Annotated in this window: 24 protein-coding genes; 15 read left to right on the forward strand and 9 right to left on the reverse strand. The window is 70.2% G+C overall.

Annotated elements, in window-relative coordinates; genetic code table 11:
• Window positions 1–63: 63 nt before the first annotated feature.
• Window positions 64–612 (forward strand): hypothetical protein, encoded by a 549-nt coding sequence (locus tag ACFVXE_RS08620; protein ID WP_389670274.1) that lies wholly within the window; start codon window positions 64–66, stop codon window positions 610–612.
• A gap of 265 nt (window positions 613–877) precedes the next feature.
• Here ACFVXE_RS08620 and ACFVXE_RS08625 read toward each other — a convergent pair whose 3' ends face one another.
• Entirely contained in the window at window positions 878–1,075 is a 198-nt protein-coding gene (locus tag ACFVXE_RS08625; RefSeq protein ID WP_389670275.1) for a hypothetical protein, read from the reverse strand.
• Window positions 1,076–1,173: 98 nt separating this feature from the next.
• Entirely contained in the window at window positions 1,174–1,353 is a 180-nt protein-coding gene (locus ACFVXE_RS08630; protein WP_389670276.1) for a hypothetical protein, read from the reverse strand.
• Between the two features lie 161 nt (window positions 1,354–1,514).
• Here ACFVXE_RS08630 and ACFVXE_RS08635 point away from each other — a divergent pair, with 161 nt between their 5' ends.
• From ACFVXE_RS08635 to ACFVXE_RS08655, 5 genes are all read left to right on the forward strand, one after another.
• Window positions 1,515–2,258, forward strand: a complete 744-nt coding sequence (locus ACFVXE_RS08635; RefSeq protein ID WP_389670277.1) for a DUF6879 family protein — start codon at window positions 1,515–1,517, stop codon at window positions 2,256–2,258.
• Window positions 2,255–3,097 (forward strand): helix-turn-helix domain-containing protein, encoded by an 843-nt coding sequence (locus ACFVXE_RS08640; RefSeq protein ID WP_389670278.1) that lies wholly within the window; start codon window positions 2,255–2,257, stop codon window positions 3,095–3,097. The genes ACFVXE_RS08635 and ACFVXE_RS08640 overlap by 4 nt, the downstream gene beginning before the upstream one ends.
• Before the next feature lie 209 nt (window positions 3,098–3,306).
• A complete protein-coding gene (locus ACFVXE_RS08645; protein WP_389670279.1) occupies window positions 3,307–3,636 on the forward strand; it encodes a hypothetical protein in 330 nt (109 codons plus the stop codon).
• A gap of 205 nt (window positions 3,637–3,841) precedes the next feature.
• Complete coding sequence (locus ACFVXE_RS08650) at window positions 3,842–4,336, forward strand: hypothetical protein (RefSeq protein WP_389670280.1); 495 nt, start codon at window positions 3,842–3,844, stop codon at window positions 4,334–4,336.
• A gap of 70 nt (window positions 4,337–4,406) precedes the next feature.
• Entirely contained in the window at window positions 4,407–4,736 is a 330-nt protein-coding gene (locus ACFVXE_RS08655; RefSeq protein ID WP_389670281.1) for a hypothetical protein, read from the forward strand.
• Between the two features lie 288 nt (window positions 4,737–5,024).
• On the opposite strand, the gene ACFVXE_RS08660 is transcribed toward ACFVXE_RS08655, so the two are convergent.
• Entirely contained in the window at window positions 5,025–5,246 is a 222-nt protein-coding gene (locus ACFVXE_RS08660; RefSeq protein WP_389670282.1) for a DNA-binding protein, read from the reverse strand.
• A gap of 135 nt (window positions 5,247–5,381) precedes the next feature.
• Here ACFVXE_RS08660 and ACFVXE_RS08665 point away from each other — a divergent pair, with 135 nt between their 5' ends.
• From ACFVXE_RS08665 to ACFVXE_RS08685, 5 genes are all read left to right on the forward strand, one after another.
• Window positions 5,382–5,963: a helix-turn-helix domain-containing protein gene (locus ACFVXE_RS08665; protein ID WP_389670283.1), complete on the forward strand. Its 582-nt coding sequence runs from the start codon at window positions 5,382–5,384 to the stop codon at window positions 5,961–5,963.
• Between the two features lie 72 nt (window positions 5,964–6,035).
• Window positions 6,036–7,613, forward strand: coding sequence for a tyrosine recombinase XerC (gene xerC, locus ACFVXE_RS08670; RefSeq protein WP_389670284.1), 1,578 nt, complete (start codon window positions 6,036–6,038; stop codon window positions 7,611–7,613).
• A 1,295-nt stretch (window positions 7,614–8,908) separates the two neighbouring features.
• Complete coding sequence (locus ACFVXE_RS08675; RefSeq protein ID WP_389670285.1) at window positions 8,909–9,106, forward strand: hypothetical protein; 198 nt, start codon at window positions 8,909–8,911, stop codon at window positions 9,104–9,106.
• Window positions 9,107–9,259: 153 nt separating this feature from the next.
• A complete protein-coding gene (locus tag ACFVXE_RS08680) occupies window positions 9,260–11,143 on the forward strand; it encodes an ABC transporter ATP-binding protein (protein WP_389670286.1) in 1,884 nt (627 codons plus the stop codon).
• Between the two features lie 120 nt (window positions 11,144–11,263).
• On the forward strand, window positions 11,264–12,541 hold the full coding sequence (locus ACFVXE_RS08685; RefSeq protein ID WP_389670287.1) for an MFS transporter: 1,278 nt from the start codon (window positions 11,264–11,266) through the stop codon (window positions 12,539–12,541).
• A gap of 45 nt (window positions 12,542–12,586) precedes the next feature.
• Here the strand turns inward: ACFVXE_RS08685 and ACFVXE_RS08690 are convergent, their stop codons facing one another.
• A complete protein-coding gene (locus tag ACFVXE_RS08690) occupies window positions 12,587–13,387 on the reverse strand; it encodes a VOC family protein (protein ID WP_389670288.1) in 801 nt (266 codons plus the stop codon).
• 195 nt (window positions 13,388–13,582) lie between these two features.
• On the reverse strand, window positions 13,583–15,088 hold the full coding sequence (locus tag ACFVXE_RS08695; protein ID WP_389670289.1) for an acyl-CoA synthetase: 1,506 nt from the start codon (window positions 15,086–15,088) through the stop codon (window positions 13,583–13,585).
• A 315-nt stretch (window positions 15,089–15,403) separates the two neighbouring features.
• Between ACFVXE_RS08695 and ACFVXE_RS08700 the strand changes: the two genes are divergently transcribed.
• Window positions 15,404–15,835, forward strand: a complete 432-nt coding sequence (locus ACFVXE_RS08700) for an Lrp/AsnC family transcriptional regulator (protein WP_389670290.1) — start codon at window positions 15,404–15,406, stop codon at window positions 15,833–15,835.
• Here ACFVXE_RS08700 and ACFVXE_RS08705 read toward each other — a convergent pair.
• From ACFVXE_RS08705 to ACFVXE_RS08715, 3 genes are all read right to left on the reverse strand, one after another.
• A complete protein-coding gene (locus tag ACFVXE_RS08705; protein WP_389670291.1) occupies window positions 15,813–17,408 on the reverse strand; it encodes a GAF domain-containing protein in 1,596 nt (531 codons plus the stop codon). The genes ACFVXE_RS08700 and ACFVXE_RS08705 overlap by 23 nt on opposite strands.
• Window positions 17,409–17,428: 20 nt before the next feature.
• Complete coding sequence (locus ACFVXE_RS08710; RefSeq protein WP_389670292.1) at window positions 17,429–18,466, reverse strand: rod shape-determining protein; 1,038 nt, start codon at window positions 18,464–18,466, stop codon at window positions 17,429–17,431.
• Window positions 18,467–18,614: 148 nt separating this feature from the next.
• Window positions 18,615–19,178 (reverse strand): hypothetical protein, encoded by a 564-nt coding sequence (locus tag ACFVXE_RS08715; protein ID WP_389670293.1) that lies wholly within the window; start codon window positions 19,176–19,178, stop codon window positions 18,615–18,617.
• Between the two features lie 354 nt (window positions 19,179–19,532).
• Here ACFVXE_RS08715 and ACFVXE_RS08720 point away from each other — a divergent pair, with 354 nt between their 5' ends.
• The gene (locus tag ACFVXE_RS08720) at window positions 19,533–20,138 is read left to right on the forward strand and encodes a hypothetical protein (protein WP_389670294.1); all 606 of its coding nucleotides are present in this window, start codon (window positions 19,533–19,535) and stop codon (window positions 20,136–20,138) included.
• Window positions 20,139–20,165: 27 nt separating this feature from the next.
• On the opposite strand, the gene ACFVXE_RS08725 is transcribed toward ACFVXE_RS08720, so the two are convergent.
• Window positions 20,166–20,609 carry a MarR family winged helix-turn-helix transcriptional regulator gene (locus tag ACFVXE_RS08725; RefSeq protein WP_389670295.1) on the reverse strand — a complete coding sequence of 148 codons (444 nt, stop codon included), beginning with the start codon at window positions 20,607–20,609 and terminating at the stop codon, window positions 20,166–20,168.
• 128 nt (window positions 20,610–20,737) lie between these two features.
• Between ACFVXE_RS08725 and ACFVXE_RS08730 the strand changes: the two genes are divergently transcribed.
• Both ACFVXE_RS08730 and ACFVXE_RS08735 read left to right on the forward strand, forming a co-directional pair.
• Window positions 20,738–21,757 carry an NADP-dependent oxidoreductase gene (locus ACFVXE_RS08730; RefSeq protein ID WP_389670296.1) on the forward strand — a complete coding sequence of 340 codons (1,020 nt, stop codon included), beginning with the start codon at window positions 20,738–20,740 and terminating at the stop codon, window positions 21,755–21,757.
• Between the two features lie 83 nt (window positions 21,758–21,840).
• The gene (locus ACFVXE_RS08735) at window positions 21,841–22,269 is read left to right on the forward strand and encodes an organic hydroperoxide resistance protein (protein ID WP_389670297.1); all 429 of its coding nucleotides are present in this window, start codon (window positions 21,841–21,843) and stop codon (window positions 22,267–22,269) included.
• The last annotated feature ends 168 nt before the right edge of the window (window positions 22,270–22,437 follow it).

The following is a 22,437-nucleotide window of genomic DNA, read 5'->3' on the forward strand; positions in this document are numbered from 1 at the left end:
CCCCACGGCTCCGGGGGCGGGCGATCTCGCTCGCAGGTGCCAATCGTCGGCCAGGATGATTGCATGGAAACATCGGTGTGGGTGGGGGCGGCATTCGGCCTGGTGGGTACCGGAGTCGGAGGGGCACTTTCTATCTGGTCCGCCGTCGCGGCTCAACGGCAGCAGGCAGCTCATGCACGTGAGGAACGGCGCCAGGTGCGTGCGTCAGTGGCTGTGGAGGCAGCTCTTACTGAGCTGTTCGAGATTCAGCGCGACGCTCGCCGGGCCGGCCCTGACAGCGAGACGCGCAGCCAGCAGCTTCATGAGCGTGTGCTGAACATACAAGTCTTGATGCAGCGTGTTCCAGACGCCGCCCTTCGCGACCGGGTTCGGGAGGCTACCTTCTTCATGCCGTTCTCACCTGTTGGCGATACGCGAACCTGGGAAGACCGACGGGTCGACAGGATGTATCTCTGCGCCGACGCCATCGCCGCCCTTGGCGCCTACCTTCGCGTCGAATCGATGCCTGCGCGTGTGGGGAGAGTTGACGCGATTCGTGCCCTTTGGCCGTTCCCTGACATGGGCTCGGATAGGGATACGCTTTTCTGGGAGGCAGAAGACGAGGGGACGTGAGTCGTGGACACGCCGGGTGATCTTTTGTTCGGCGTGGTCATTCCGGTCTGGATGTCCTTGCCCGAGCCTGGTCGGGTCCGGTGTCGGAGGCCGTCGATATCGTGACAGCGTCCTTTGCATCCATCGCTTCTGCGCTGCTTGGGCAGACGGTGCCCCGCTGGCGTGGAACCCAGGCGGGGCGCTGTCGACTGGTGGGCACGCAGTCCCACCCCGGACGTTTTGCTACTTCGGCCCTGGAATGCGATAGGCGGCTACTGGCCGCGAGTCACGAGCCCTCGGGGTGTCGGACGACGCGCTTGAGCTCCATCTCGACCTCATAGCGACTTTGCCCGGTCGCTTCAGCGTGGGCGGTGATCGCTGCCTGTACGCGGGCCGCTGTCTCCACCGTCAGCCGGTGCTCCTGCTGCTCGGCCCAGGCCGCCTTTTCCAGCTCGACCAGTTCGTCACTCAGTTCGATTGCCACGGGGTGGGATCGTACCGGTCAGGCCCGTGTGCCTGGCTGCGGCACACCCTGGCCATCCGAGTGGCAGAGTCTCGACGGACAGAGTGTCCGGCCGCTGGCTACACGGCCGGGTAGAGATCGCCGGTACGGGTGACATCGGCCCACTGGAGCAGGAGGCGCCCGTACTCCGCGGCGCGGTGCTCCTGGTCGTGCTCCTCGTCTATCAGTTGGCGGATCCGGGCGTTGATCCTTGCAGCAGCAGGTCGCAGCAGGTCGTGACACCGGGAGCGGGATGGCATGGCACAACGGTAAGGGCAGCGTGTGACAGACAGTTCCCGGCGATTGCGCGCAACCGACAACAGCTCTGGTGCGGTGGCAATCTGCCGCAATCTCAGCGTGGCTGATCGCCATTCGGCGCATCCTGGTCGTCGGTACACCCCGGAGACTGACGGAGGCAGAGATGACACTGCGGTTCATTGGCACGACGAGCGACGGAGGAGACTGCCCGACCCTTTACGAGGTCGAGGGGACCAGCGACGTGCTGGTGCAGGGGGACAGGGTTGCCGACCCGGAGCATCTCGCGATGCTGCGTGACGTGAAGGAGTCGGAGACATTCGTCGTCGTGCCGCGTGACCTGCTCACCCGATTCGCTCCCACTGTGAAGTCCGCGCCGGAGGTCATTCCCTTCGCCGAGGCGTCCCACCTGTTTCGGGAGTTCAAGCACACGGCTTGGCGGCTGGAGACACGGAGGGGATACGGCTCCGACCGCAACAGCACTAAGTGGCAGCGCTGGTTGGACGGCCAGGACGTCGCCGCCGAGGCGTTCGATGAATGGCGGCTCAACGTCCAGACGGCGACGGAAGAGGGGCGGCGATTCGAGCGAGTCCGGCTGGTCGATGACCCTCCGACTGAGGGGCAGCGGTTCCTGCTGACTACGGCACCGAGCAACGTTGCGGCCGGGGAAGACATCCGGAACCTGCAGCGTGCTGATGCGGTTCGGTTGGGCCTGCCGGATTGGGACTTCTGGCTGTTCGACTCCCGCGTCCTGATGCGGTTCGTCTTTGATGGGGACGACACGACCGTGGGGGTCGTGATTTCCGAGGACCCGACAGAAGTGCTCGCGGCCTGCCAGGCGCGCGATAAGGCATGGCATCACGCAATCCGTACCGTCGACTTCGCCGGGGCGGTACGTTCCACAGTGTGAGCACGGACTTTCAATCTGCTCGGATCAACCTCGGTGTGCGACTCCGTGAGCTGCGTACCGAGGCTGGTCTCGACGGCAAGGGAATCGCTGCCGTGCTTGGGTGGCAGCGCTCCAAGGTGTCGCGCCTGGAGAACGGCAAGCAGACTCCATCCGCCGCGGACATTGCGGCATGGGCTCAGGCGGCGGGCCGCGAGGACCTCACAGGGGAACTGAAAGGCCGTCTGGCAGGGCTGGAGACGCAATACCGTTCGTGGCGACGGCAGCTCGCCGGCGGCCACCGGGCCCGGCAAGAGCTGGGTGTGACAGAGAGCGCGGCCACCGAGACGATCCGGGGTCTGGAGGTCTCCCGTCTTCCTGGGGTGTTCCAGACGGCAGATTATGCCCGCCATGTTTTCGAGGCGAACTCTGCGTTCCGGCAAATCCCCCGGGACATCGAGGATGCCGTGAGGGCCCGCATACGGCGTCAGGAAGACTTGTACAAGCCGGGCCGGCGGTTCCGGTTCCTGGTGTGGGAGGCGGCGCTCTACGTGCTTACCTGCCCGCGAGAGGTGATGGTCGGCCAGTTGGAGCGGCTTGTGGGCTTGATTGGTCTGGACACCGTCGAGCTGGGCATCGTCCCGTTCGGCGCGCAGTTGCGCCGCCCGCCCACACACGGGTTCTGGATCTACGACCGGCGGCTCGTCGTCGTTGAGACGATCAACGTGGAGCTGTGGCTGGACGACGAGGAGAACATCGCCCTGTACGAGCGGGCATGGGCATGGATGGAAGAAGCGGCGGTCTACGGACAGCAGGCCCGCCGTCTGATCGGTCGGGCGAGGGCCTCGTTGGACCTCTCGTAGCAACGGGCCTCAATCGGTGAGAGGCCGTCTGCAATCTCGCGCAATCGGCGAGCGCGACTGCAATGCCTCTCCATACCGTGCAGGTCATGGCCCCACGGACACGCAATTCGGGCACTAGGTGGCTTGCCTCATTTGCCCCGGATCCCGTACGTGCACAACGACGTTGGGCGGGCGATGAGCTTGCCCCGATTCCTGTTGGCCGCTGCTGGTTGGCCGCTGAGGCCAACCTGCTGCGGTCGGTGGAGGCGATGCAGCGGGTCGGCTCCCGCCGGCTTGGCCCGGTCCTCGTCCACCCGGCGGCTGACCTTGCCTGGTGGCTGGTCCCGCTCGGCGCGGACGTGGAGTTGGCCGACATGCGGGCCATCACCGTGCGGACTGCGCCCTGGCAACTGCTCTGCCCACCGGCGGACTGCTACATGAACGGCCTGGGGTGGCTGGAGAAGCCGGACGGTTCCGGCGCTTTGACCGATCCGGTGGTCCTTGGTGCGGCGTTCGGACCGGGCGGCCCGATGCGCCTTCCTGTCTCGGCTTTCGCATGACGACGCTCGAGTCTTCGGACGTGGACCTGCCGGATGTGGAGTCCCTGTCCACGCATCAGCAGCGCGGGGTGCATTGCGTGTTCTGCGGGGCCAGTCTTCGTGTCGGTGCCCTTCGTGACCTCGGGGAGCGCGTGCGCGAGGTGTGCGGGCACCGCGTCCGCTGGTTCCCCCGGTCCTGTCTCACCTGCCCGAAGAAGGGAAAGCCGTGACCACCCTGACCACTGGAGCCGAACGGCGCCTTGCCGTTGAGCACTGGCTGTTATCGACGGTGCCGGATCGGCAGCGCGTGCGCGAGGAGTGGCGCGAGCGCCGCTTCGCGATGCTGCCTTGTGGGGCGCTGTTCGCGGCCGTGCGGATGTCGTCCGCCGTTGTCCAGGCCGCGGCTGGGAGCGAGGACCAGGGGGACCTGGATCGGTACCTCGCGGACGTACTGATGAACGGCCCCGTGATCTGTGATCGGTACGCAGCCCTGTATTACGCACTGGTCCCGGCCAGCGCGGCACTGCGATGGGATGTTCCGGACACCTTGTGCCTGGGGAAGGGGTCGGAGCTGGGCGTGCCGCGCCCTGGTGTGGCCGCTGCCCACGAGACGCGGGTGTACTGGTCCGTGCAGATGGATTCCGCCGGTGAGCTGTGCTCTCCTGCGGCCGTGTCTCAGGCCGTGACGGTGGGCCGGTACCGGTCGGTGTCCCATGGATAGGGCGGCGATCCGGCAGGACTGCGCCGAGGCTGACTCTGCGGCGATCAGCGCCTTGGCCGATGGGGTAGACGTGCCTCTTGCCCAGTTGGAGCGGCTGCGGAACGCCCTGGCCAGCCACGTGCGGGGGTTGATGGACGTGGTCCGGGGGGAGTTCGCCGATGCTCCTCCTGGGCCGCTGAACGACGTCGTCACCAAGGCATACGGCCTCGGGGGGAAAGTCCTGTCCCAGCCGGTCAAGGACAGCGTGGTGGACCTGCTGACCCTGCCCCCGGTGGCCCGGCTGCTGCTGTTGATGGCCGAGGATCCGGAGGCCTTCGGCTCCTTGTCGGGGGTGTCTGCCCCGGTCGCTAGTGGACGGAGGGCTGGCCGATGCTGTGTGACTACTGCCAGAGGCCGGTGACGCTCGGGCAGGCCAAAGAGGTGCCGATCTTCGGGGCGTCCGGCTCGGGTGGGTTAGTCCTGGTGCACAAGGTGGCGTGCCCAGGCAAACCGCCGCCGCACCAGACCTACCCGGAGTCGCGGCGATGCTGACTGGTCCCGGCGCCGCGGTGGAGAAGACGGACCGAGGCGAAGATGAAGTCAGAGCCGAGCGGGCACGCCGTCGAGCGCTCATCACCGCAGCAATCGTGCTCGCGCTCGTCTACGCGTCGGTCGTGTTCGCTGCCATGCACCGCCCCGATCTGACAGGTCAGCTCGGGGCGGGCGCAGCGTCCTCGGCGCCGGGGACCTGGAGCACGCGGAGCATGTCGGCGGTCACGACGCGGAAGAGACGCCCGGCGCGGACGACTCGGCACGGGAAGTCGCCAGCCCGGGCGAGCTGGTAGGCGGTCGTGCGTCCGATCCCGAAGGCGCGCCCGGCCGTTTCGAGGTCGGTCGTCGGAGGGAGGTCGAGGAGTTCCCTCGTCGTCATTTCCGAGCGATCAGCGACAGCCGTTTGAGTCATTTCGGCTCAGCTCCTGGCGTGTGTAGCACATATCTGGGTCGTCTTTGCGCACTGTACGACATGGGTTGTTACAGCACAACATCGTGTGTACTTTGGGTCAGCATGGAGCAACCGGATTGGTCGGCGCGTGTCAGCAGGACCATTGCGCAGGAGGTGCGCCGTCACCGCCAGGCTCAGGGGATGAGCGCGCAGCAGCTCGCGGACGCCTGTGACCGGCTGGGTGCGAACCTGCCCCGGACGGTGATCTCCAACATTGAGAACGGCAGGCGCGGCAACGTCACCGTTGCCGAGGTCAGCGTTCTCGCGGAGGCGCTGCAGGTGGCGCCGACGGCACTCGTGTTCCCTGTCGGCTACGCCGATGCGGCCGAGCACCTCCCCGGCCGCATGGTCTCGCCTCTGGAAGCTGCGGACTGGTGGAACGGCGAGCCCGTTTCCAGCGAGTGGGCGCTGACCCTCCTGCGGAAGCACCGGAGCCTGGAGACCCAGATCCGCCGCCTTTATAAGGGGATCTGGGAACAGGCGATCTCGGACTACCGGTGGCAGGGCGAGCCCGGCGGGCCGGAGGCTGGGGCGGCCCGCGAGGTCGCCGACGAACTGACCCAGGAGCTCCACGAGCTCCGCGACGAGATTGTCCGGCGGGGCTTGACCCTCCCGCCGCTCACCGGACTGGACCGGCAGGCCTAGAGCCCAGGCCGGGACTGCCCGTACCCGCGGGCGCGCTGCGCCCTGTCACGTCACGACGGAGGGGAATTCGTCATGCCCGGAGCACGGCGTGCTGGCGGTATCAACAAGAGATGTGAGTGCCGAGGGGAGGACGGGAAACGCCTCGGCTCGAAGTGCCCGAAGCTGTCCAAGCGGAACCACGGGAACCACGAGCTGCATCAGGAGTTGCCGCCTGGAGACAAGGCGGCTCGTCGCCGGTTCCGGCGCACCGGGTACGCCACGGTGGGGGATGCGGAGACTGACCTGGGCCGCGTGCGCGCCATCCTGGATCTGGCGGGTGACGACGAGGACGCCGCCCGCAGGGTCAGCGACCTGCTGATGGCGGTCATGCGGGACCGGGAGCCCATCCCGAGCACGGAGGACGTGAAGCGGCGCCTGGCCGGCGGTGTGCCGATGGACCAGTCCATGACCGTGGGGGAGTGGCTCCAGACCTGGGTCGACTCGAAGAAGACCAAGAGAACGACGACCTCTGGGTACCGCTCCCACATCCGCGTCCACTTGCTACCAGGGCTGGGGCACTACCGGCTGGACCGGCTCAACGTCGCCCACTGCCAGGCGTTCTTCGACTCGATCGACGAGCGGAACGAGTCCATCGCCGCCGAGAACGCGGCGCGACGAGAGCAGGAGCGACGAGCGAAGTGGGGGAAGTCGTCGAGGCCCCCGGCTGCGGAGTCCGCGCGTCTCGCGGTTGAGCGGGAGAATCTGGCGGCGATGCCGCCCTACCGGCTCATCACGGGGCCGGCGACGAAGCAGCGCATCAGGGCGACGCTGCGCATGGCGCTCAATGCGGCAATCCGGCGGCAGCACATCACGTTCAATGCCGCTCAGTGGGTGGAGCTGGCGAGCGGCAAGCGGCCGAAGGCCGTCCTGTGGGTGGACCGCCACGTGGAGCACTGGCAGAAGACCGGTGAGCGGCCGAGTGCGGTCATGGTGTGGACGCCGACCCAGATCGGGCGATTCCTGGACGTCGCCGAGGAGTCGAGGCTTTACGCGTTCTACCACCTGATCGCTTTCCGGGGGCTGCGCCGTGGTGAGGGGGTGGGGCACGACTCGGTGAACACGGACCTGGAGAACGGTGCCATCACCATTGCGGCGGAGCTGGTGGTCGACAACTGGGAGGTCTTCGAGGACACGCCGAAGACGGACGGGTCGGCAGCGACGATCGCGCTGGACTCGCTGAACGTGGCCGTGCTGCGGGAGCACCGCGTCCGTAAGGCCCGGGAGAGGGAGGAGTGGAACGAGCGGGCGGCACTGGAGCGGGCGCAGGGTCTGGACACCGCGGACTGGGTGGAGACAGGGAAGGAGTTCGTGGACATCGACGGGTCGTGGCTGCACCCGGAAAAGGTGTCCGAGGAGTTCCGGCGGATCTATCGGCGGGCCGGTCTGCCCCCGATCAACCTGCGGGACCTGCGCCACTGCGCGGCCACCCTCATCCACGGTGGTGGTGGCGACATGCACGCGGTGAAGGAGACGTTGCGGCATTCAACGATTCAGCTCGCTTCGGACACCTACACGTCGTTGCTGAAAGAGGTCGACCAGGAGATCGCGGAGCGGGCGGCCGGCCTGGTTCCGAGGGCCCGGAGGGGCGACGTTGCACCCGTGGCCGAGTAGCTTCGAAGGTGTCGCGACGGCGGTGCGTTTCCGCAGGTGGCGGCAGGGTTCTGCTCGGCCATTGCTCGGCCGAACGGCACGTAACGAGCCGACACGGGGCGACACGAGCTGACACGAGGGGGAGTGTGCTCAGATTGGAACGGTGCACTGACCAGCACGTCTTGCACTGCACAGCACGAGGCGACACGAGGGGGAGGCCCCTGACAGGGGACTCATAATCCGTCGGCCGTGGGTTCGAGTCCCACCCGCCCCACCGAGGCGGTCGCAGTGCAGGAACGTTCCGGACTGCTGGAGCAAGGATGCACCCGCGACAGCGTCGGATTCGCGAGACACGCTGGGAAGCGTCTCCCGGGCCCCGTCGGGTCGGGAGCGGACGACCAAGGTGTGACAGAGCCCCGATCGCATGTGCGATCGGGGCTCTGGTCGTCCGCGGTCGGGCGGGCGCTCACTCTCGGCCCCCGGCCCCCGGCCCCCGGCCCCCGGCCCCCGGCCCTCCGGCACTCCGGTACTCGGTCGTATCCACCCTGAGTGCACGACGAGGCACATCCCGTGTTCCCTCCCGTCGCCGCGGTGCGGGCACGGTCTCCCGCCCCCGGGGGTGGGGGTGCCTCGCGCCGCCCCATCCGCCGGGGCTCCGGCCACCGCCGCCACGACCGGTTTCTCTGTGCCGGGATCCAGCTGCACGGCGCGCGACACGCTCGTGGCCGCCCCGGCCGCCCGCGCCGATGCCCGGTCCGCTCCTGTGGCGGCCCGCGTCGACGCCTGCCCGGTCCGCCCAAGTTCCTTCACCGGCAGGTGAGTTGTTCGGCGGGTCCGGAACGGTGTGTGCTGATGTGGCGAATCGGACCGGGGGTTCAGGGCCTGTGCCTGCCGGGGCGTGGCCGGCACTTCCCGGAGCTCCCGGGCCGCCAGAATGCCGGTGCGCGGGCCGGGTTGGTCCGAGGCCTCGCCGCGGACTCCGGGCGGCGCGCACATGCATAGGCGAACGGCATATGCACGCCCGTGGGCCGAACGGACGCCCAGTCACGGAAGGGTTCTGCTGCGGCCGGACGCGGCAAGGCCGGGCGGGTGCGGAACGGGTGCGGGCCGCCCCCGCGGCGGGCCGCCGGTGCGCTGTATCGGGCTGATGCGCCAGAGAGTTATGTCCGGCAACACTCTGAAAAATCCCGATATTTAGCAAGTTTCGTCCTATTGGTCCCTTGTTCGACTTGTTGGTAGTTGAGGGGCGTCGTAGTGTCGAAGGTGCCGCAGTCAGGAGCAAGGAGCGGCAACAGCAACCTCCCAAGGAGGCGAAGATGAACGCACGCAGCATCTTCAGCCGTGGTGACCGGGGCCGTTTCGGAGGCTACGGAGGCTACGGCGGGTACGGCGGATACGGTGGCGGCTACGGCGGCTACGGCGGTTACGGCCGTGGAGGCCGCGGCGGCTGGGGCGGCTGGGGTCGCGGCTGGGGCCGTGGCTACGGTCGCGGCGGCGGCTGGTGCGGCTACTGACCGTACGTCCCCACCCCAAATCTGCACCACAAAATCTCCACCATTCGAGGCAGGCTCGTGCCAAGGCGCGGGTCCGCCTCGAATGCTGTGGGGCCTCTGTCACCGTCCAAGGCAACGGATCCCGTAGCCCGAACACCCCTGTGATGTGACGCCATGCGCCTGCGAAGTTCGTCCCGGCGCTCCGCGCGCCCCGAGGAGCAGGTCCAGGAATCGGTGACCGATGTGCCGATCCGGACCGATCCCATCAGCATCGCCCACTCGTTCCGGCGCTTCTGGCCTCTGACCCGGGGGGACCGGCGCTGGATCATCCTGATCTGCCTGTTCGCCATCGTGGCCGCGATCGCCGAGACCGTGACGATCCTGCTCTTCGCCAAACTCACCGACAGCGCTCTGCAGACGGGCTCCGTCAGCGCCTTCTGGAAGCCCGCGGGCCAATGGCTCGCCGTGGCCGCGCTGGGTGCGGCGGTGGGGTATCTGGGCAGTTCGCTCGCCGCCTGGACCGCCGAACGCTTCGTGCTACGGCTGCGGGCCCGGGTCTTCTCGCATCTCCAGACGCTGCCGCCGCACTTCTTCCAGCGCAACCGCCGCGGTGACCTGGTGGAGCGGCTGACCGGCGACGTGGAGGCCATCGAACAGCTCGTGGTCTCCGGCATCGTCGGGGTGGCATCGTCCCTCTTCAGCACCATCTTCTTCGCCGCCGCCGCACTGTGGCTGCGCTGGGATCTGGCCCTCGCCACCTTCGTCCTGGTACCGCTCTTCTTCGCGGCGACCCGCGCCTTCACGGGGCGTCTGCGTGCCGTGTCCCGCCGCGGCCGCGCCGCGGACGGTGCCATCACCGCAGTGGTCGAGGAGACGCTGGTCAACGTCGTCCTCACCCAGGCGTACAACAGGCAGCAGGATGAGGAGAAGAGGCTCCTCGACAAGGCCCGCAAGCGGTTCAAGGCAGCAGTGTCCGGCGCCCGGCTCGCCGCGCTCTACGCCGAGGTCGTGCAGGTCCTCGAAACCCTCTGCATTCTGACGATCATCGGCCTGGGGGCGTGGGAGATCGCCGAGGGAAGGATGACGCTCGGACAACTCCTGGCCTTCGCCGCCTTCGTCGGCTACCTCTATCCGCCGGTCCGCGCGCTGGGACAGCTCGGTCTGACGGCCACCGCTGCGACCGCGGCGGCCGAACGACTGCTCGAGATCCTCGACACCCGGCCCACCGTCACCGACCCGGCCGACACGGTGCCCACGCCGGTCCGCACCCGGGCCTTCGGCCGGGTGGAGGCGGAACACGTCTCCTTCCGCTACCCCGGCAACAGCGAGCCGGTTCTCCGCGACCTCTCCTTCGCCGCGAACCCCGGCGAACTGCTGGTCATCACCGGCCCCAGCGGCGCGGGCAAGTCGACCCTGGCCTCCCTGCTGCTGAGGTTCTACGACCCCGACACCGGCAGCGTCCGGCTGGACGGCGAGTCCGTGGACACGCTGCCGCTCACCCACCTCCGCCGGAACATCACGCTCCTGCCCCAGGACACACTCGTCCTGCACGACACCATCGAGGAGAACATCGGCTGCGGCAGTGCCACCGCCACCCATGCCGAGGTGGTGGAGGCCGCCCACGCCGCCGACGCCGACGGTTTCATCCGCACCCTTCCGGACGGCTACGGGACCGTCATCTCGCCGGGTACCGCCAGGCTCTCCGGCGGCCAGCTGCAGCGCATCGCCATCGCCCGCGCCATGCTGCGCGACGCGCCCGTGCTCATTCTCGACGAGCCCACCACCGGTCTGGACGCGATGGCCGCACAGCGCATCCTCGGTCCGCTGCGCCGCCTCGCCGAAGGGCGCACCACGATCGTGATCACGCACGATCTGGCCCTGGCCGCGGATGCCGACCGCATCCTGGTGCTGGACGAGGGCAGGCTGGTGGAGTCCGGTACGCATACCCAACTCCTCGGCCGGAGCGGTCTGTACGCCACGCTGTTCGCCGCCCACCCCTCGCCGCGGGACGGCATCGCCCGTCCTCCGGCCAGCCCCTCAGGGGTTCCCTGGCAGTGAGCGGAAGAGGACCGGGGCGCCGGGTCCGTGCCGACGGCGGCAGGTCGGACCGGACCCGGCCACGGGTGACAAGTGCGTATCCGGACGAAAGCGGATGCGGGCCGGTCGTTACCATCCGCTGTGACCGAAACGACCGATGAACCCGCACAGCGCACCCGCATACTCGCCGACCTGACCCCCCTTCGGGCCTCTCCGGACTACCGGCGGCTCTGGTTCGGGAACACGGTCTCCTGGATCGGGCAGGGGATGACGGCACTCGCCGTCTCCCTCCAGGTGTACGACATCACCGGCTCCGCGTTCTCGGTCGGACTGATCGGAATCTGTTCGTTCCTGCCGCTGGTCGTCTTCGGCCTGTACGGCGGCGCCGTCGCGGACACCGTCGACCGCCGCAAGCTCGGGCTGGCCAGCTCCACCGGCTCCTTCGTGCTCTCGGCCGCGCTGGTCGCCGTGTCCGTCGCCGAGGTGGAGCAGGTGGGGCTGCTGTACGCGGTCGTCGCCCTTCAGGCGGTCTGTTTCGCGCTCAACTCACCGGCCCGCAGCTCGATGATCGCGCGGCTGCTGCCGGCCGGGCAGCTGCCCGCCGCCAATGCGCTCAACTCCATGACCAGTACCACCGGGGCGCTGGTCGGACCGATGCTGGGCGGCCTCATCGTCGGCTGGTGGGGGTACCGGGCGGCGTACACCGTCGACGCCGTGACCTTCAGCGCCTCGCTGTACGCGATGTGGCGGCTGCCCGCGATGTTGCCGGACCGCGGCGAGGCCGCGGGGAACGGGCAGAAGGAGAAGCGGGCGTCCGTCGCCGACGGGCTGCGGTTCCTGGGGACACGGCCCAATCTGCGGATGACCTTCTTCTCCGACCTGTGCGCCATGGTGCTCGCCCAACCGCGGGCGCTCTTCCCGGTCGTCGCCGTGGTCTGGTACGCCGGTGACGCGAAGACCACCGGACTGCTCGTCGCGGCTCCGGCGATGGGGGCGCTGCTGGGCGGCGTGTTCTCCGGCTGGCTGGGCCGCATCAGACGGCACGGGCTGGCGGTGGTCGTCGCCGTGGCGTGCTGGGGCGGCGCCGTCGCCGTCTTCGGTCTGACCCGTCAGCTCTGGCTCGGCCTGGTCCTGCTGGCGCTGGCCGGGTGCGCGGACACCGTTTCGATGGTGTTCCGGAACACCATGCTCCAGGCGGCGGTGCCGGACGCGATGCGGGGGCGGCTGCAGGGTGTGTTCATCGTGGTGGTGGCCGGCGGGCCGCGGCTCGGTGACTTCCTGGCGGGCTCGGTCGCCGACCTGGCGTCCCCGACGGTGGCGATCACCGGGGGCGGGATCGCCTGCGTGATCGCGGTGACGCTGCTCGCGCTGAAGTGGCGCGGATTCACCCGGTACGACGCGCGCGATCCGCAGCCGTGACCGCCGTCGGGCGGCGGGACGGCCGCCGCCCGTCCCGCGTCGCCTTCAGGTGGTCGGGTCGGAGAACTCCGGCATGTCGCCCCCGGTCGTCTTGACGTCGATCACCGAGAAGGCCGCGCCCTGCGGGTCACTCAGGGCCGCGAACCGGCCGAACGGACTGGTCATCGGCCCGAACCGGAGGACCGCCCCGCGCTCCGTCGCCTTCGCCACGGCCGCGTCGCAGTCCTCGACGGTGAAGTACACGTTGAGGTACGGGGGGACCTCGGGCGGGAAGTCGTCCGTCATCCTCATCCGGCCCAGGACCGGATCGGCGCCCAGGTCGTAGAGGGCGAAATCGATCGCGTCGTCCTTCATCTGCTTCACGTGGTACGGGAACACGGCGGGGAAGAACGCGTCCGCCTTCCCGGGCTCCCGGGTGAACACCTCCGCCCAGCAGTACGCACCGGGCGTGCCGGTGGCCTCGAATCCCTCGTGCTGCCCGGCCTGCCACACGCCGAACGTCACACCGCCCGGGTCGCGGGCCAGCAGCATCGAGCCGAAGTCGCCGACCTCCATCGGGTCCATCAGCACCTCGCCACCGTTGTCATGGATCTTCGCGGCGGTGGCGGCGGCATCCGGCGACGCGAGATACAGGCACCACGCCGAATGCCCCTCCTGGCCGGGCATGGGCGGTACGACGGCCGCCACCGCTTTGCCGTTCACGTACGCCTGCGTGTAGTTGCCGAACTCCGGCGACTCCTCGCCGAAGGTCCAGCCCAGTACGTCGCCGTAGAAGCTCTTCGCCCCGTCGACATCGGTGAACATGGCGTCCGCCCAGCACGGCGTGCCCTCAGGTGCTACGGCCATGGTTCTGTGCTCCTGACTCGATGATTGGTCCGGTTTTTCACGCTAACCAGCCATCCGTCACACGCGCGGTCAACTCGCCGTCAGGACACCGGCGGGCCGGGATCCGTGAATCCTCACGCGATGCCCGGTTCCACCGGTCCTGGGAGTGCGGGCGCGGCGGATCGGCCGTGCCGCGTACGGCGTCGGGGGAGCACGTCAGGTCGTCTGCCGCGAGCTGCGGGACGGCCCGCGGCCCCCGAGCGAGCGTTTCATGATCTTGCCCATGTCGTTGCGGGGCAGCGCCTCCAGGTAGCGGACCGTGCGGGGCCGCTTGTGCGGGGCGAGCTGAGCCGCCACGTGCTCGGCGAGCTCCGCCTCGGTGGGCGGTGCGGAGGCGTCGGACGGCACCACCCAGGCGACGATCCGCTCGCCCAGATCCGGGTCGGGCTCCCCGGTGACGGCGGCCTCGCGGACGCCCGGGTGGTCCAGCAGCGCGTTCTCGATCTCGCCCGCGCCGATCTTGTAGCCCCCGCTCTTGATCAGGTCCGTTGCCTTGCGTCCGACGATCCGGACATAGCCGTCGGCGTCGAGGGTCGCCATGTCGCCGGTCCGGAACCAGCCGTCCTCGGTGAAGGCGGCCGCCGTCGCGTCGGGGCGGTTCAGATAGCCGGTGAAGAGGTTCGGACCGCGTACCTGGATCTCGCCCACCGCGCCCTCGGCCGCCGGGTCGGCGAGCGGGGAGCCGTCCTCCTCGACCAGCCGCAGTCCGACCCCGCGCAAGGGCCCGCCGACCGTCCCCGGACGGGGTTCGCCGTCCGCGCGGACACCGGTGTTCATCAGGGTCTCCGTCATGCCGTACCGCTCGATGACCCGGCGCCCGGTCGCCGCCGCGATCCGCTCGTGGTCGTGCACGGGCAGCGCGGCCGACCCCGACACCAGCAGCCGGGCACCGGCGAGCGCCTTGGCGAGCCCGGCGGCCTCCGGCCCGGTACCGTCGCCGAGGATCTCGGCCAGCCGGTGGTACATGGTCGGCACACCGAACAGCATCGTGGCTCCGGAGGTCAGCTCCCGGGCCACACCCTCGGTGGAGAACCGCCCCAGATGGCGCACGGAACCGCCGCGGCGCAGCGGCCCCAGGGTGCCCAGGACCAGGCCGTGCACATGGAACAGCGGCAGGGCGTGGACGAGGACGTCGTCGCCCGTCCACTGCCAGGCGTCCTGCAGAGCGTCCAGGGAGGCGGCGATCGCCCGGCGCGGCAGGACCGCGCCCTTGGGCGGGCCCGTGGTGCCGGAGGTGTAGACGATGAGGGCCGGCGACTCGGGGGAGGGCTCGGGGAGGACACCGCCGTCCCCCGTCGCCGCCGTGTCGACGTCCCAGCGGTCCAGCGGGGCCGGCGTCGGCGGGAGCACGTCACCCGGCCCCGCCAGCACCACCGACGGGGCGCTGTCGTCGAGGATGTGGGCCAGTTCTCGCTCGCCGGACCTCGGGTTGAGGGGTACGGCGGGCACCCCGGCCCGCAGCGCCGCCACCACCGCGACGACGGTCGAGGCGGTCGGCGTGGCCCAGACCGCGACCCGCCCGGCGCCCGCGATCCGCTCGGCGAGCGCGCCTGACGCCGCTGTCAACTGTGCGTACGTCAGGCTGTGTTCGCCGAACCGGACGGCTTCCCGAGAGGCCGCCGGGCCGGCGCCGTCCTGCAGTGCAGGCAGAAGAGAAGTCACCTTCCCGACCCTACGGGCTGTCCCCGGGGCGTGTAGGCGAGTCCCGCCCGACCGCGGTGTCCGGTACGCGCCCGGCGGACGGTGGGCGGCCGCGGACACCGCCGGCTCTCCGGCCCTGGTCGGTCCCTCACTCCCGCTTGATGTTCCGCATCGTCCGTACGCGTACACGTACCCCGCCCGCTGTGTCCACGCCGTCGGTCAAGGCCGAGCTCGGCGGGTGGGCCCGTCGGCCTACGCCGTACGAGCGGCGGGCGGCTGCACGGGCCGACGAGGTCTCCGAAGTCACAATCCGGGATAAGCTGCGACAATCGCGGTATGGACCGTCTGGACAGGGAAATCCTCAGCGTCCTCCAGGAGGACGCGCGGATCTCGTACCGCGACCTGGGGGTACGGGTCGGCCTCAGCGCCAACGCCGCAGCGGACCGGGTGCGGCGGCTGCGCCGCGACGGCGTCATCCGCGGCTTCACCGTGATCATCGACCCGGCCGCCGACACCCGGACGGGCCTGGTCGTCTTCATCGACGTGACGCTGCGCATGGACACGACCAACGAGGTGTTCGAGCGGGCGGTGCTCGCGCTGCCCGGCATCACCGAAGTGATCCATGTGACGGGCGGGCACGACTATCTCGTCCGCGCCACCGTCGCCGACACCGCCGCCCTGGACGGGCTGCTGCGCCGGCTCAAGCGGGAGGCGGGCGTCGCCCACTCCAGCACTCGCGTCGCGCTCAGAGCGGCGCCTGCCAGGTGAGAGTCGTCGAGCGCGCCCCGTCGTCGTCCCGGCCGTCGTCGGCGACCGTCAGACGCACCGCGGACCGGCCGTCCGGCAGCCGCGCCGTCGCGTCCACCTCCACCTCGATGGCCGACACCCCGGCCCGGCGGTGCGCGGCGGCGAGGGCGCCGCGCAGCGCGCCCAGCAGCTGCTCCTCCGCGGGCTGCCGCACAAGTGTGTCCACCGCCCCGCTGAACTGCAGCGACGGCTGGAATCCGAGCACGGAGGCCGCGCCCGCGGTCTCCCTCAGTACCCGCCCGCGGAACGTGGTGGGCGCCTCGGCGGGCGGTTGCTGGAGGGCGAAGATCGTCGTCCGTACCTCCTGAATGGTGGAGTCCAGCTCGTCGACGGCCCTGCCGAGCAGCTCGTCCGTCTCCGCTGCGGCGGCCCGGCGGCGGGTCGACTCCAGCATCATCTCGGTCGCGAACAGCCGCTGGACGACGAGATCGTGCAGATCGCGGGCGATCCGGTCGCGGTCCTCGTAGACCGCGAGCTGCTCCCTGTTCTGCTGGGCGTCCGCCAGCACCAGGGCGAGCGCGGCCTGCGAGGCGAACTGACAGGCCAGCAGCCGGTCCACCGACGTGTACGGTGCGCCACCGCGCCGCCGGGGCAGCGCGAGGGTGCCGATGAGCCGCCCGCCGCTCTGCAGCGGCAGCATCATGCTGGGGCCGAACCGGGACCGTACGTGGGTCGTCATCCGCGGATCGGTCGCCGAGTCGCCGATGAAGACCGGTTCACCGCCCAGCAGCTGCTCCAGTACGGGGGAGCCGGGCTCGATGGTGGTGCCGACGATGCCGACCGGGTCGTCGGGCGTGGACGCGGTGACGATCTCCATCCCGCCGTTCCCGGTCGGCTGGAGGATCACCCCGGCTGCCGCGTCGGCGAGGATCCTGGCCTGCTCGGCGACCGTCATCAGCGCGTCGGCCGCGTTCGTGCCGCTCAGCAGAGCCGTGGTGACGGCCGCGGCGCCCTCGATCCAGCGCTCCCGCTGACGCACCGTCTCGTACAGCCTGGCGTTGGCGATCGCGATGCCGGCCTGCGAGGCGAGGACCCGGAGCAGCGCCACGTCGGTGTCGGTGAAGTGCTCGGTGCCCTTCCCGGTGAGATACAGATTGCCGAACACCTCCTGGCTCACCCGGATCGGTGCTCCGAGGAAGGAGCGCATCCCCGGATGCCCCGGCGGCACACCGCTGGAGCGCGGATCGGCGGTCAGATCGTCGCAGCGCAGCGGCCGCGGTTCCTCGATGAGTACGCCGAGCAGCCCCGAGTGCCCGTCCGGGAAGGCGCCGATGCGTGCCCGCTCCGCGTCGGTCAGGCCGGAGGTGAACAACTCCGTGATGGTGCCGCGCTCCGGGTCGAGGACGCCGAGCGCCCCGTACCGTGCCCCGGTGAGTCTGGTGGCGGTGTCCACGGTCTGCTGGAGCGTGGCCCGCAGTCCGAGATCGGTGCCGACGCTGAGCACCGACTCCAGCAGCAGCGGCAGCCGGGGGGAGCTGCCGCTCCGCTCCCCGGCCGGCGGCCCGTCGGCCGCGTCCCGGTCCTGCCCCGTCATCCGCCGGACCCCGGTGGTGGTCAGGCGGCCAGCGGATTGAGGACCATCGGCTGGACCTTGCCGTCCAGCATGGCACCGAGCCCCAGCACGGAGCAGACGTCGGGCCGGTCGGCGATCTGCACCGGCATGCCCGTCGCGTCGCGCAGCATCTGGTCGAGGCCGGGCAGCAGCGCGCTGCCGCCGACCATCATGATGCCGCGGTCCGCGAGGTCGGCCACCAGATCGGGCGGGCAGTCGCGCAGCACCTTGCCGAGACCGTCGAGGACCGAGGTCAGCGGGGTGTAGAGGGCCTCCCGCACGGCGGCGGTGTCGACATGGACCGAACGGGCCAGGCCGGTCGCCACGTCACGGCCGTGGATCTCGGTCGTCGCGGGGCCGTGCGGGGTCAGCCCGTTGCCGCTGAGCGCCAGCTGCAAGGGGCGCACGGACTGGCTCGGCAGCATCAGTTCGTGGTGCTGGCGCAGATGCTGGATCACGGCGTGGTCGATGGCGTCGCCGCCGATCGGGACCCGTGCGGCGGTGACGATCGAACCGAGCGAGAGGACCGCGATCTGGGTGGTCGCCGCCCCGCACACCATGATCATGGTGGCGGTGGGCTGTTCGACCGGCAGCCCGCAGCCGACGGCTGCCGCGATCAGCGTGTCGACCAGCTCGACCCGCCGGGCGCCGAGTCCGATCATGGTCTCCACGGTGGCTCGCTGGGCGAGCGGATCGCTGTCGTGCGGGGTGCAGGCGGCGGCGCGCAGCCGCGGCTTGCGGCGCAGCTGGCGGCGGAGCTTCTCGCCGAGCAGATGGCGGAGCATGCGCTGGGCCATATCGATGTCGACGACGGTCCCGCCGGAGACCGGGCGGACCACGCGGATGTAGTCGGGTGTGCGGCCCGTCATCTGCTCGGCGAGCGCGCCGACGGCGATGAGCGAGCCGGTACGGGTGTTCACGGCGGCGACGCTCGGCTCGTCGACGACGAGCCCGGGCCCCTTGACGTATACACGGGTCCTGGCGGCCCCGAGGTCGACGGCTACGTGGCAACGGCGCAACTGCTCAAGACTGACGGTCACGGCAGAGTCTCCCGAGAGCGCTGATGTGGGGTGCCGGCGGCAGCCGGCCCTCTCTGCATGGTGCGCCGCGCGGACGGGTTGCGCGCGCTGGGATGAGCCGGAGGAGGGTACAGAGCTGACGGGGCGACAGGGGTGGGGCGCGCCGCAGTCAGCCGGACAGCAGTCGCTGGAACAGCCCCCAGGTGAACTCGGCGACACACGGCGAACCCGCCCCGGGGGCGGTGATCGCGAGCGCCCACCGGGTCGGCGCGCTGCCCTCCATCGGGCGGGCCGGCGCGAAGGCGCGTGCCACCTCGTCGACGGTGCACGACCAGGGGCGGAGATCCTCGACCGTACGCAGCTCGGGAGCGGCCGCCCCCGGGGCCCGCACCAGCCATTCGTTCCACACGGCCCCGCCGGGCGCGACCATCACCTCGAACCGCAGATCCGGCCAGAGCGGCATCGGCCAGAGCAGCGCGTCGCACTCCAGGTCACCGATCCGGCGGGGCACGGAGGACTCGGGTTCGCCCAGGACCGAGCGGTAGCGGCGCAGCGAACCGCGGCCGCGGGGCGCGCGCACCATCGCCTGCCAGCGGCGGTTGGCCTCCCGCATCTGCGCGAGCGACGCGCCCAGTTCGTGCCGGGCGTCCTCGACGAGGTCCGGATGGTGGTCGGCCATCCGGCGGAGCAGGACGAGCTGGAATTCGAGCGCACCGAAAGGGGTGGTGGTCATGGATTCAACGCTTCCACACAGAATCCTCACTTGATCCGCTTTCTCTGTTGTCCTGTCGGCACTTAATCTTCGGGCGCCATGGATTACTGCCACCCGTGTCAGCGGCATCTCAACGGCGCCCTCGCCTGTGCCGGGTGCGGAACCCCGGTCGAGGCGCTGAGCCACTACGCCACGCCCGCCCTCTCCGGCCACGAACCGGACGCGGACCGAGCGAAAACCGCACCGCCCGCACCCGGCGGTCGCCGACGCCGGTCCCGCGGCGCCGCCGAACCCGCACCGGGCGCGCGCGGGTCCCGAGGCGCGCGTTCTTCCGGCGGCTCGCGGCGAGGCGGCCAGGGGGGACGAGGCGGCGGCGTGTCCGGCGCCGAGACCCAGGGCGGCAGGGCGGCAAGGCGTGGGGCCGGGACAGGGGCCGGCGGCAGGGCGGGCCGTGGCCGCCGCGCGCACCGGCGCCGCGGCCGCAAGGCGCTGCTCGCCTTTCTCGGGGTCGTGCTCGCCGCCGGGGCTCTGAGTCTCGCCCGGCTGGCCATCGAGCCGAGCGGCGACGACGGGGCCTCGGACTACGTGCGCGAGGCCGTCGACGCCACGACCGAACCGGCGCCCGACCCTTCGTCGAGCCACGCCCTCGCCGACCCCGCACCGGTGGGCAGCCCCTCCGTGGTCCCCGCCACCGATGCGCACGCCACCGGCACCTCCCGTCCGGGCTCCTCGGCCGTCAACGGCGGTGGCGCCCCCGGAGGCGAGGGCTCCGGCGCACCGACCGCCACCTCGCCCGCAGACGGGGCCACGTCCTCCACGGACCCGTCGTCCGCCCCGAGTCCTTCCCGGACCCCCGGCGACCCGACGGGTACGGGGCAGCCCACCGGCAATCCGACACCGCCCCAGAACCCGGCGCCGCCCTCACCCACGCCCCGTCCGACCCGGACGCAGACGTGCTGGTTCCTGATCTTCTGTTCCTGAGCGGACCGCCCGCCACCCGGTGAGGTGTCAGTGAGCGGCGTCCACGTCCACGCCGAGCATCCGCCGCAGCAGATCCCGCAGCACCTCGCGGTCCGCGGCGGACAGCCTCGCCAGGGGTTCCCGGGCGAAGCCGAGCGACTCGCGCAGTTCCCGGGCGGTGTCGATGCCCTTCTCCGTCGGGGCGGCCAGCTTGACCCGCCGATCGGCCGGGTCGGGCCGGCGTTCGACAAGGCCGCGGGCCTCCAGCCGGTCGACGATCCCCGTCACGTTCGACGGCTCGCACTTCAGCTTCTGGGCGATCCTGCGCATCGGCATCGGCTCCAGGGAGAGCAGCCCGAGCACCCTGGCCTGTGCGCCGGTCAGTGAGTGCGCGGCCGCGGCCCGGTCGTACTCCTCGTAGTAGCGCGCCACGACAGTGCCGATGAGCTCGACGACTTCGAGGGTCAGGGGATCCGTTCGCGTGGTGGCCATGACACTCAGGATACCCGGTTACTTGACAATATGAAATATTCAGGAGCATGGTTGTTTCACGTCATGAAGCTTTTCCCTGGCGGGAACGCTTCGCTCCATCCGTAAGGCATCGAGGAGACCCCGAGCTCATGTCTGCAGCACTTCCCACGTCCAGCCGTGAATGGCACCTTGTCGCCCGTCCGCACGGCTGGCCGAAGGCCGAGGATTTCGCGCTGCGTGAGGCACCGGTCACCGCTCCCGGCGAGGGCCGCGTTCTCGTCCGCAACCTCCACTTCTCCGTCGACCCCTACATGCGGGGCCGGATGAACGACGTGAAGTCGTACACCCCGCCCTTCGAGCTCGACCACCCCATGGAGGGCGGCGCGGTCGGCGAGGTCATCGCCTCCGGCGCCGAGGGGATCGCGGTCGGCGACCACGTCCTGCACGGGCTGGGCTGGCGCGAGTACGCCGACGTCCCGGCGAAGCACGTCGTGAAGGTCGACCCCGACCTGGCCCCGCTCTCCGCCTACCTCGGCGTCCTCGGCATGACCGGTCTCACCGCCTATGCCGGCCTCTTCGACGTCGCCTCCTTCAAGGAGGGCGACGCCGTCTTCGTCTCCGGCGCGGCCGGCGCGGTCGGCAGCCAGGTGGGCCAGATGGCGAAGCTCAAGGGCGCCTCCCGGGTCATCGGCTCGGCCGGATCCGACGAGAAGGTCAAGCTCCTCGTCGAGGAGTACGGCTTCGACGCCGCCTTCAACTACAAGAACGGTCCGGTCGCCGAGCAGCTGCGCCAGGCCGCCCCCGACGGCATCGACGTCTACTTCGACAACGTCGGCGGTGAGCACCTCGAAGCGGCGATCTCCTCGCTCCATGTGCACGGCCGCGCCACCATCTGCGGAATGATCGCCCAGTACAACGCGACCGAGCCGACCCCCGGCCCGCGCAACCTCGCGCTCGTCATCGGCAAGCGGCTGCGCCTGCAGGGCATGCTCGTCGGCGACCACGCCGACCTTCAGCCGCAGTTCGTCCAGGATGTCGCCGGCTGGCTGGCCTCCGGCGATCTGAAGTACCAGGAGACCTTCGTCGAGGGCATCGAGAACGGCTTCGACGCCTTCCTGGGGCTGATGCGTGGCGAGAACACCGGAAAGATGATCGTCTCCCTCGCCTGACGGCCGCCCGGTATCCGTCAGTTCCATTCGCAGGCCGCGAACGCGGGTGCGCACCGCGGCCCCACAGCAGAGGAATCCCCACCATGGCCATTCAGGAAGTCACCGTCGCGTACACCGCCGTCGCCACCGCGGAGAACGGCCGTGACGGCCGCGTCCACTCCGACGACGGTCAGCTCGACGTCGTCGTCAACCCGCCGAAGGCGCTGGGCGGCAGCGGCGCGGGAACCAACCCGGAGCAGCTCTTCGCGGCCGGCTACAGCGCCTGCTTCCAGAGCGCCCTCGGTGTGGTGGCCCGTCAGGAGAAGGCCGACATCTCCGGCTCCACCGTGACCGCCGCGGTCGGTATCGGCAAGACCGCCGAGGGTGGCTTCGGCCTGGAGGTCGCGATCACCGCGTCCATCCCGAACGTCGACACCGCCACCGCACAGTCGCTCATCGAGAAGGCCCACCAGGTGTGCCCGTACTCGAACGCCACGCGGGGCAACATCAAGGTCGAGCTGTCGGTCGCCTGACCGCCCACGCCGCCCGCACATGACCGAGGGCCGTACCCCTGCCGGGGTACGGCCCTCGGTTTCGTTCGACACCCCGGACATTGTTCGGAATTCTTGCGCGACCCATTGACGCGCAAGCGCTCCGATTTTACGGTCCGTTCGAAGTTACGAGCGGTATTCGGGATTTCG

Origin of the sequence: Streptomyces sp. NPDC058231, from assembly GCF_042882275.1 — a bacterium.
Lineage (GTDB): Bacteria > Actinomycetota > Actinomycetes > Streptomycetales > Streptomycetaceae > Streptomyces.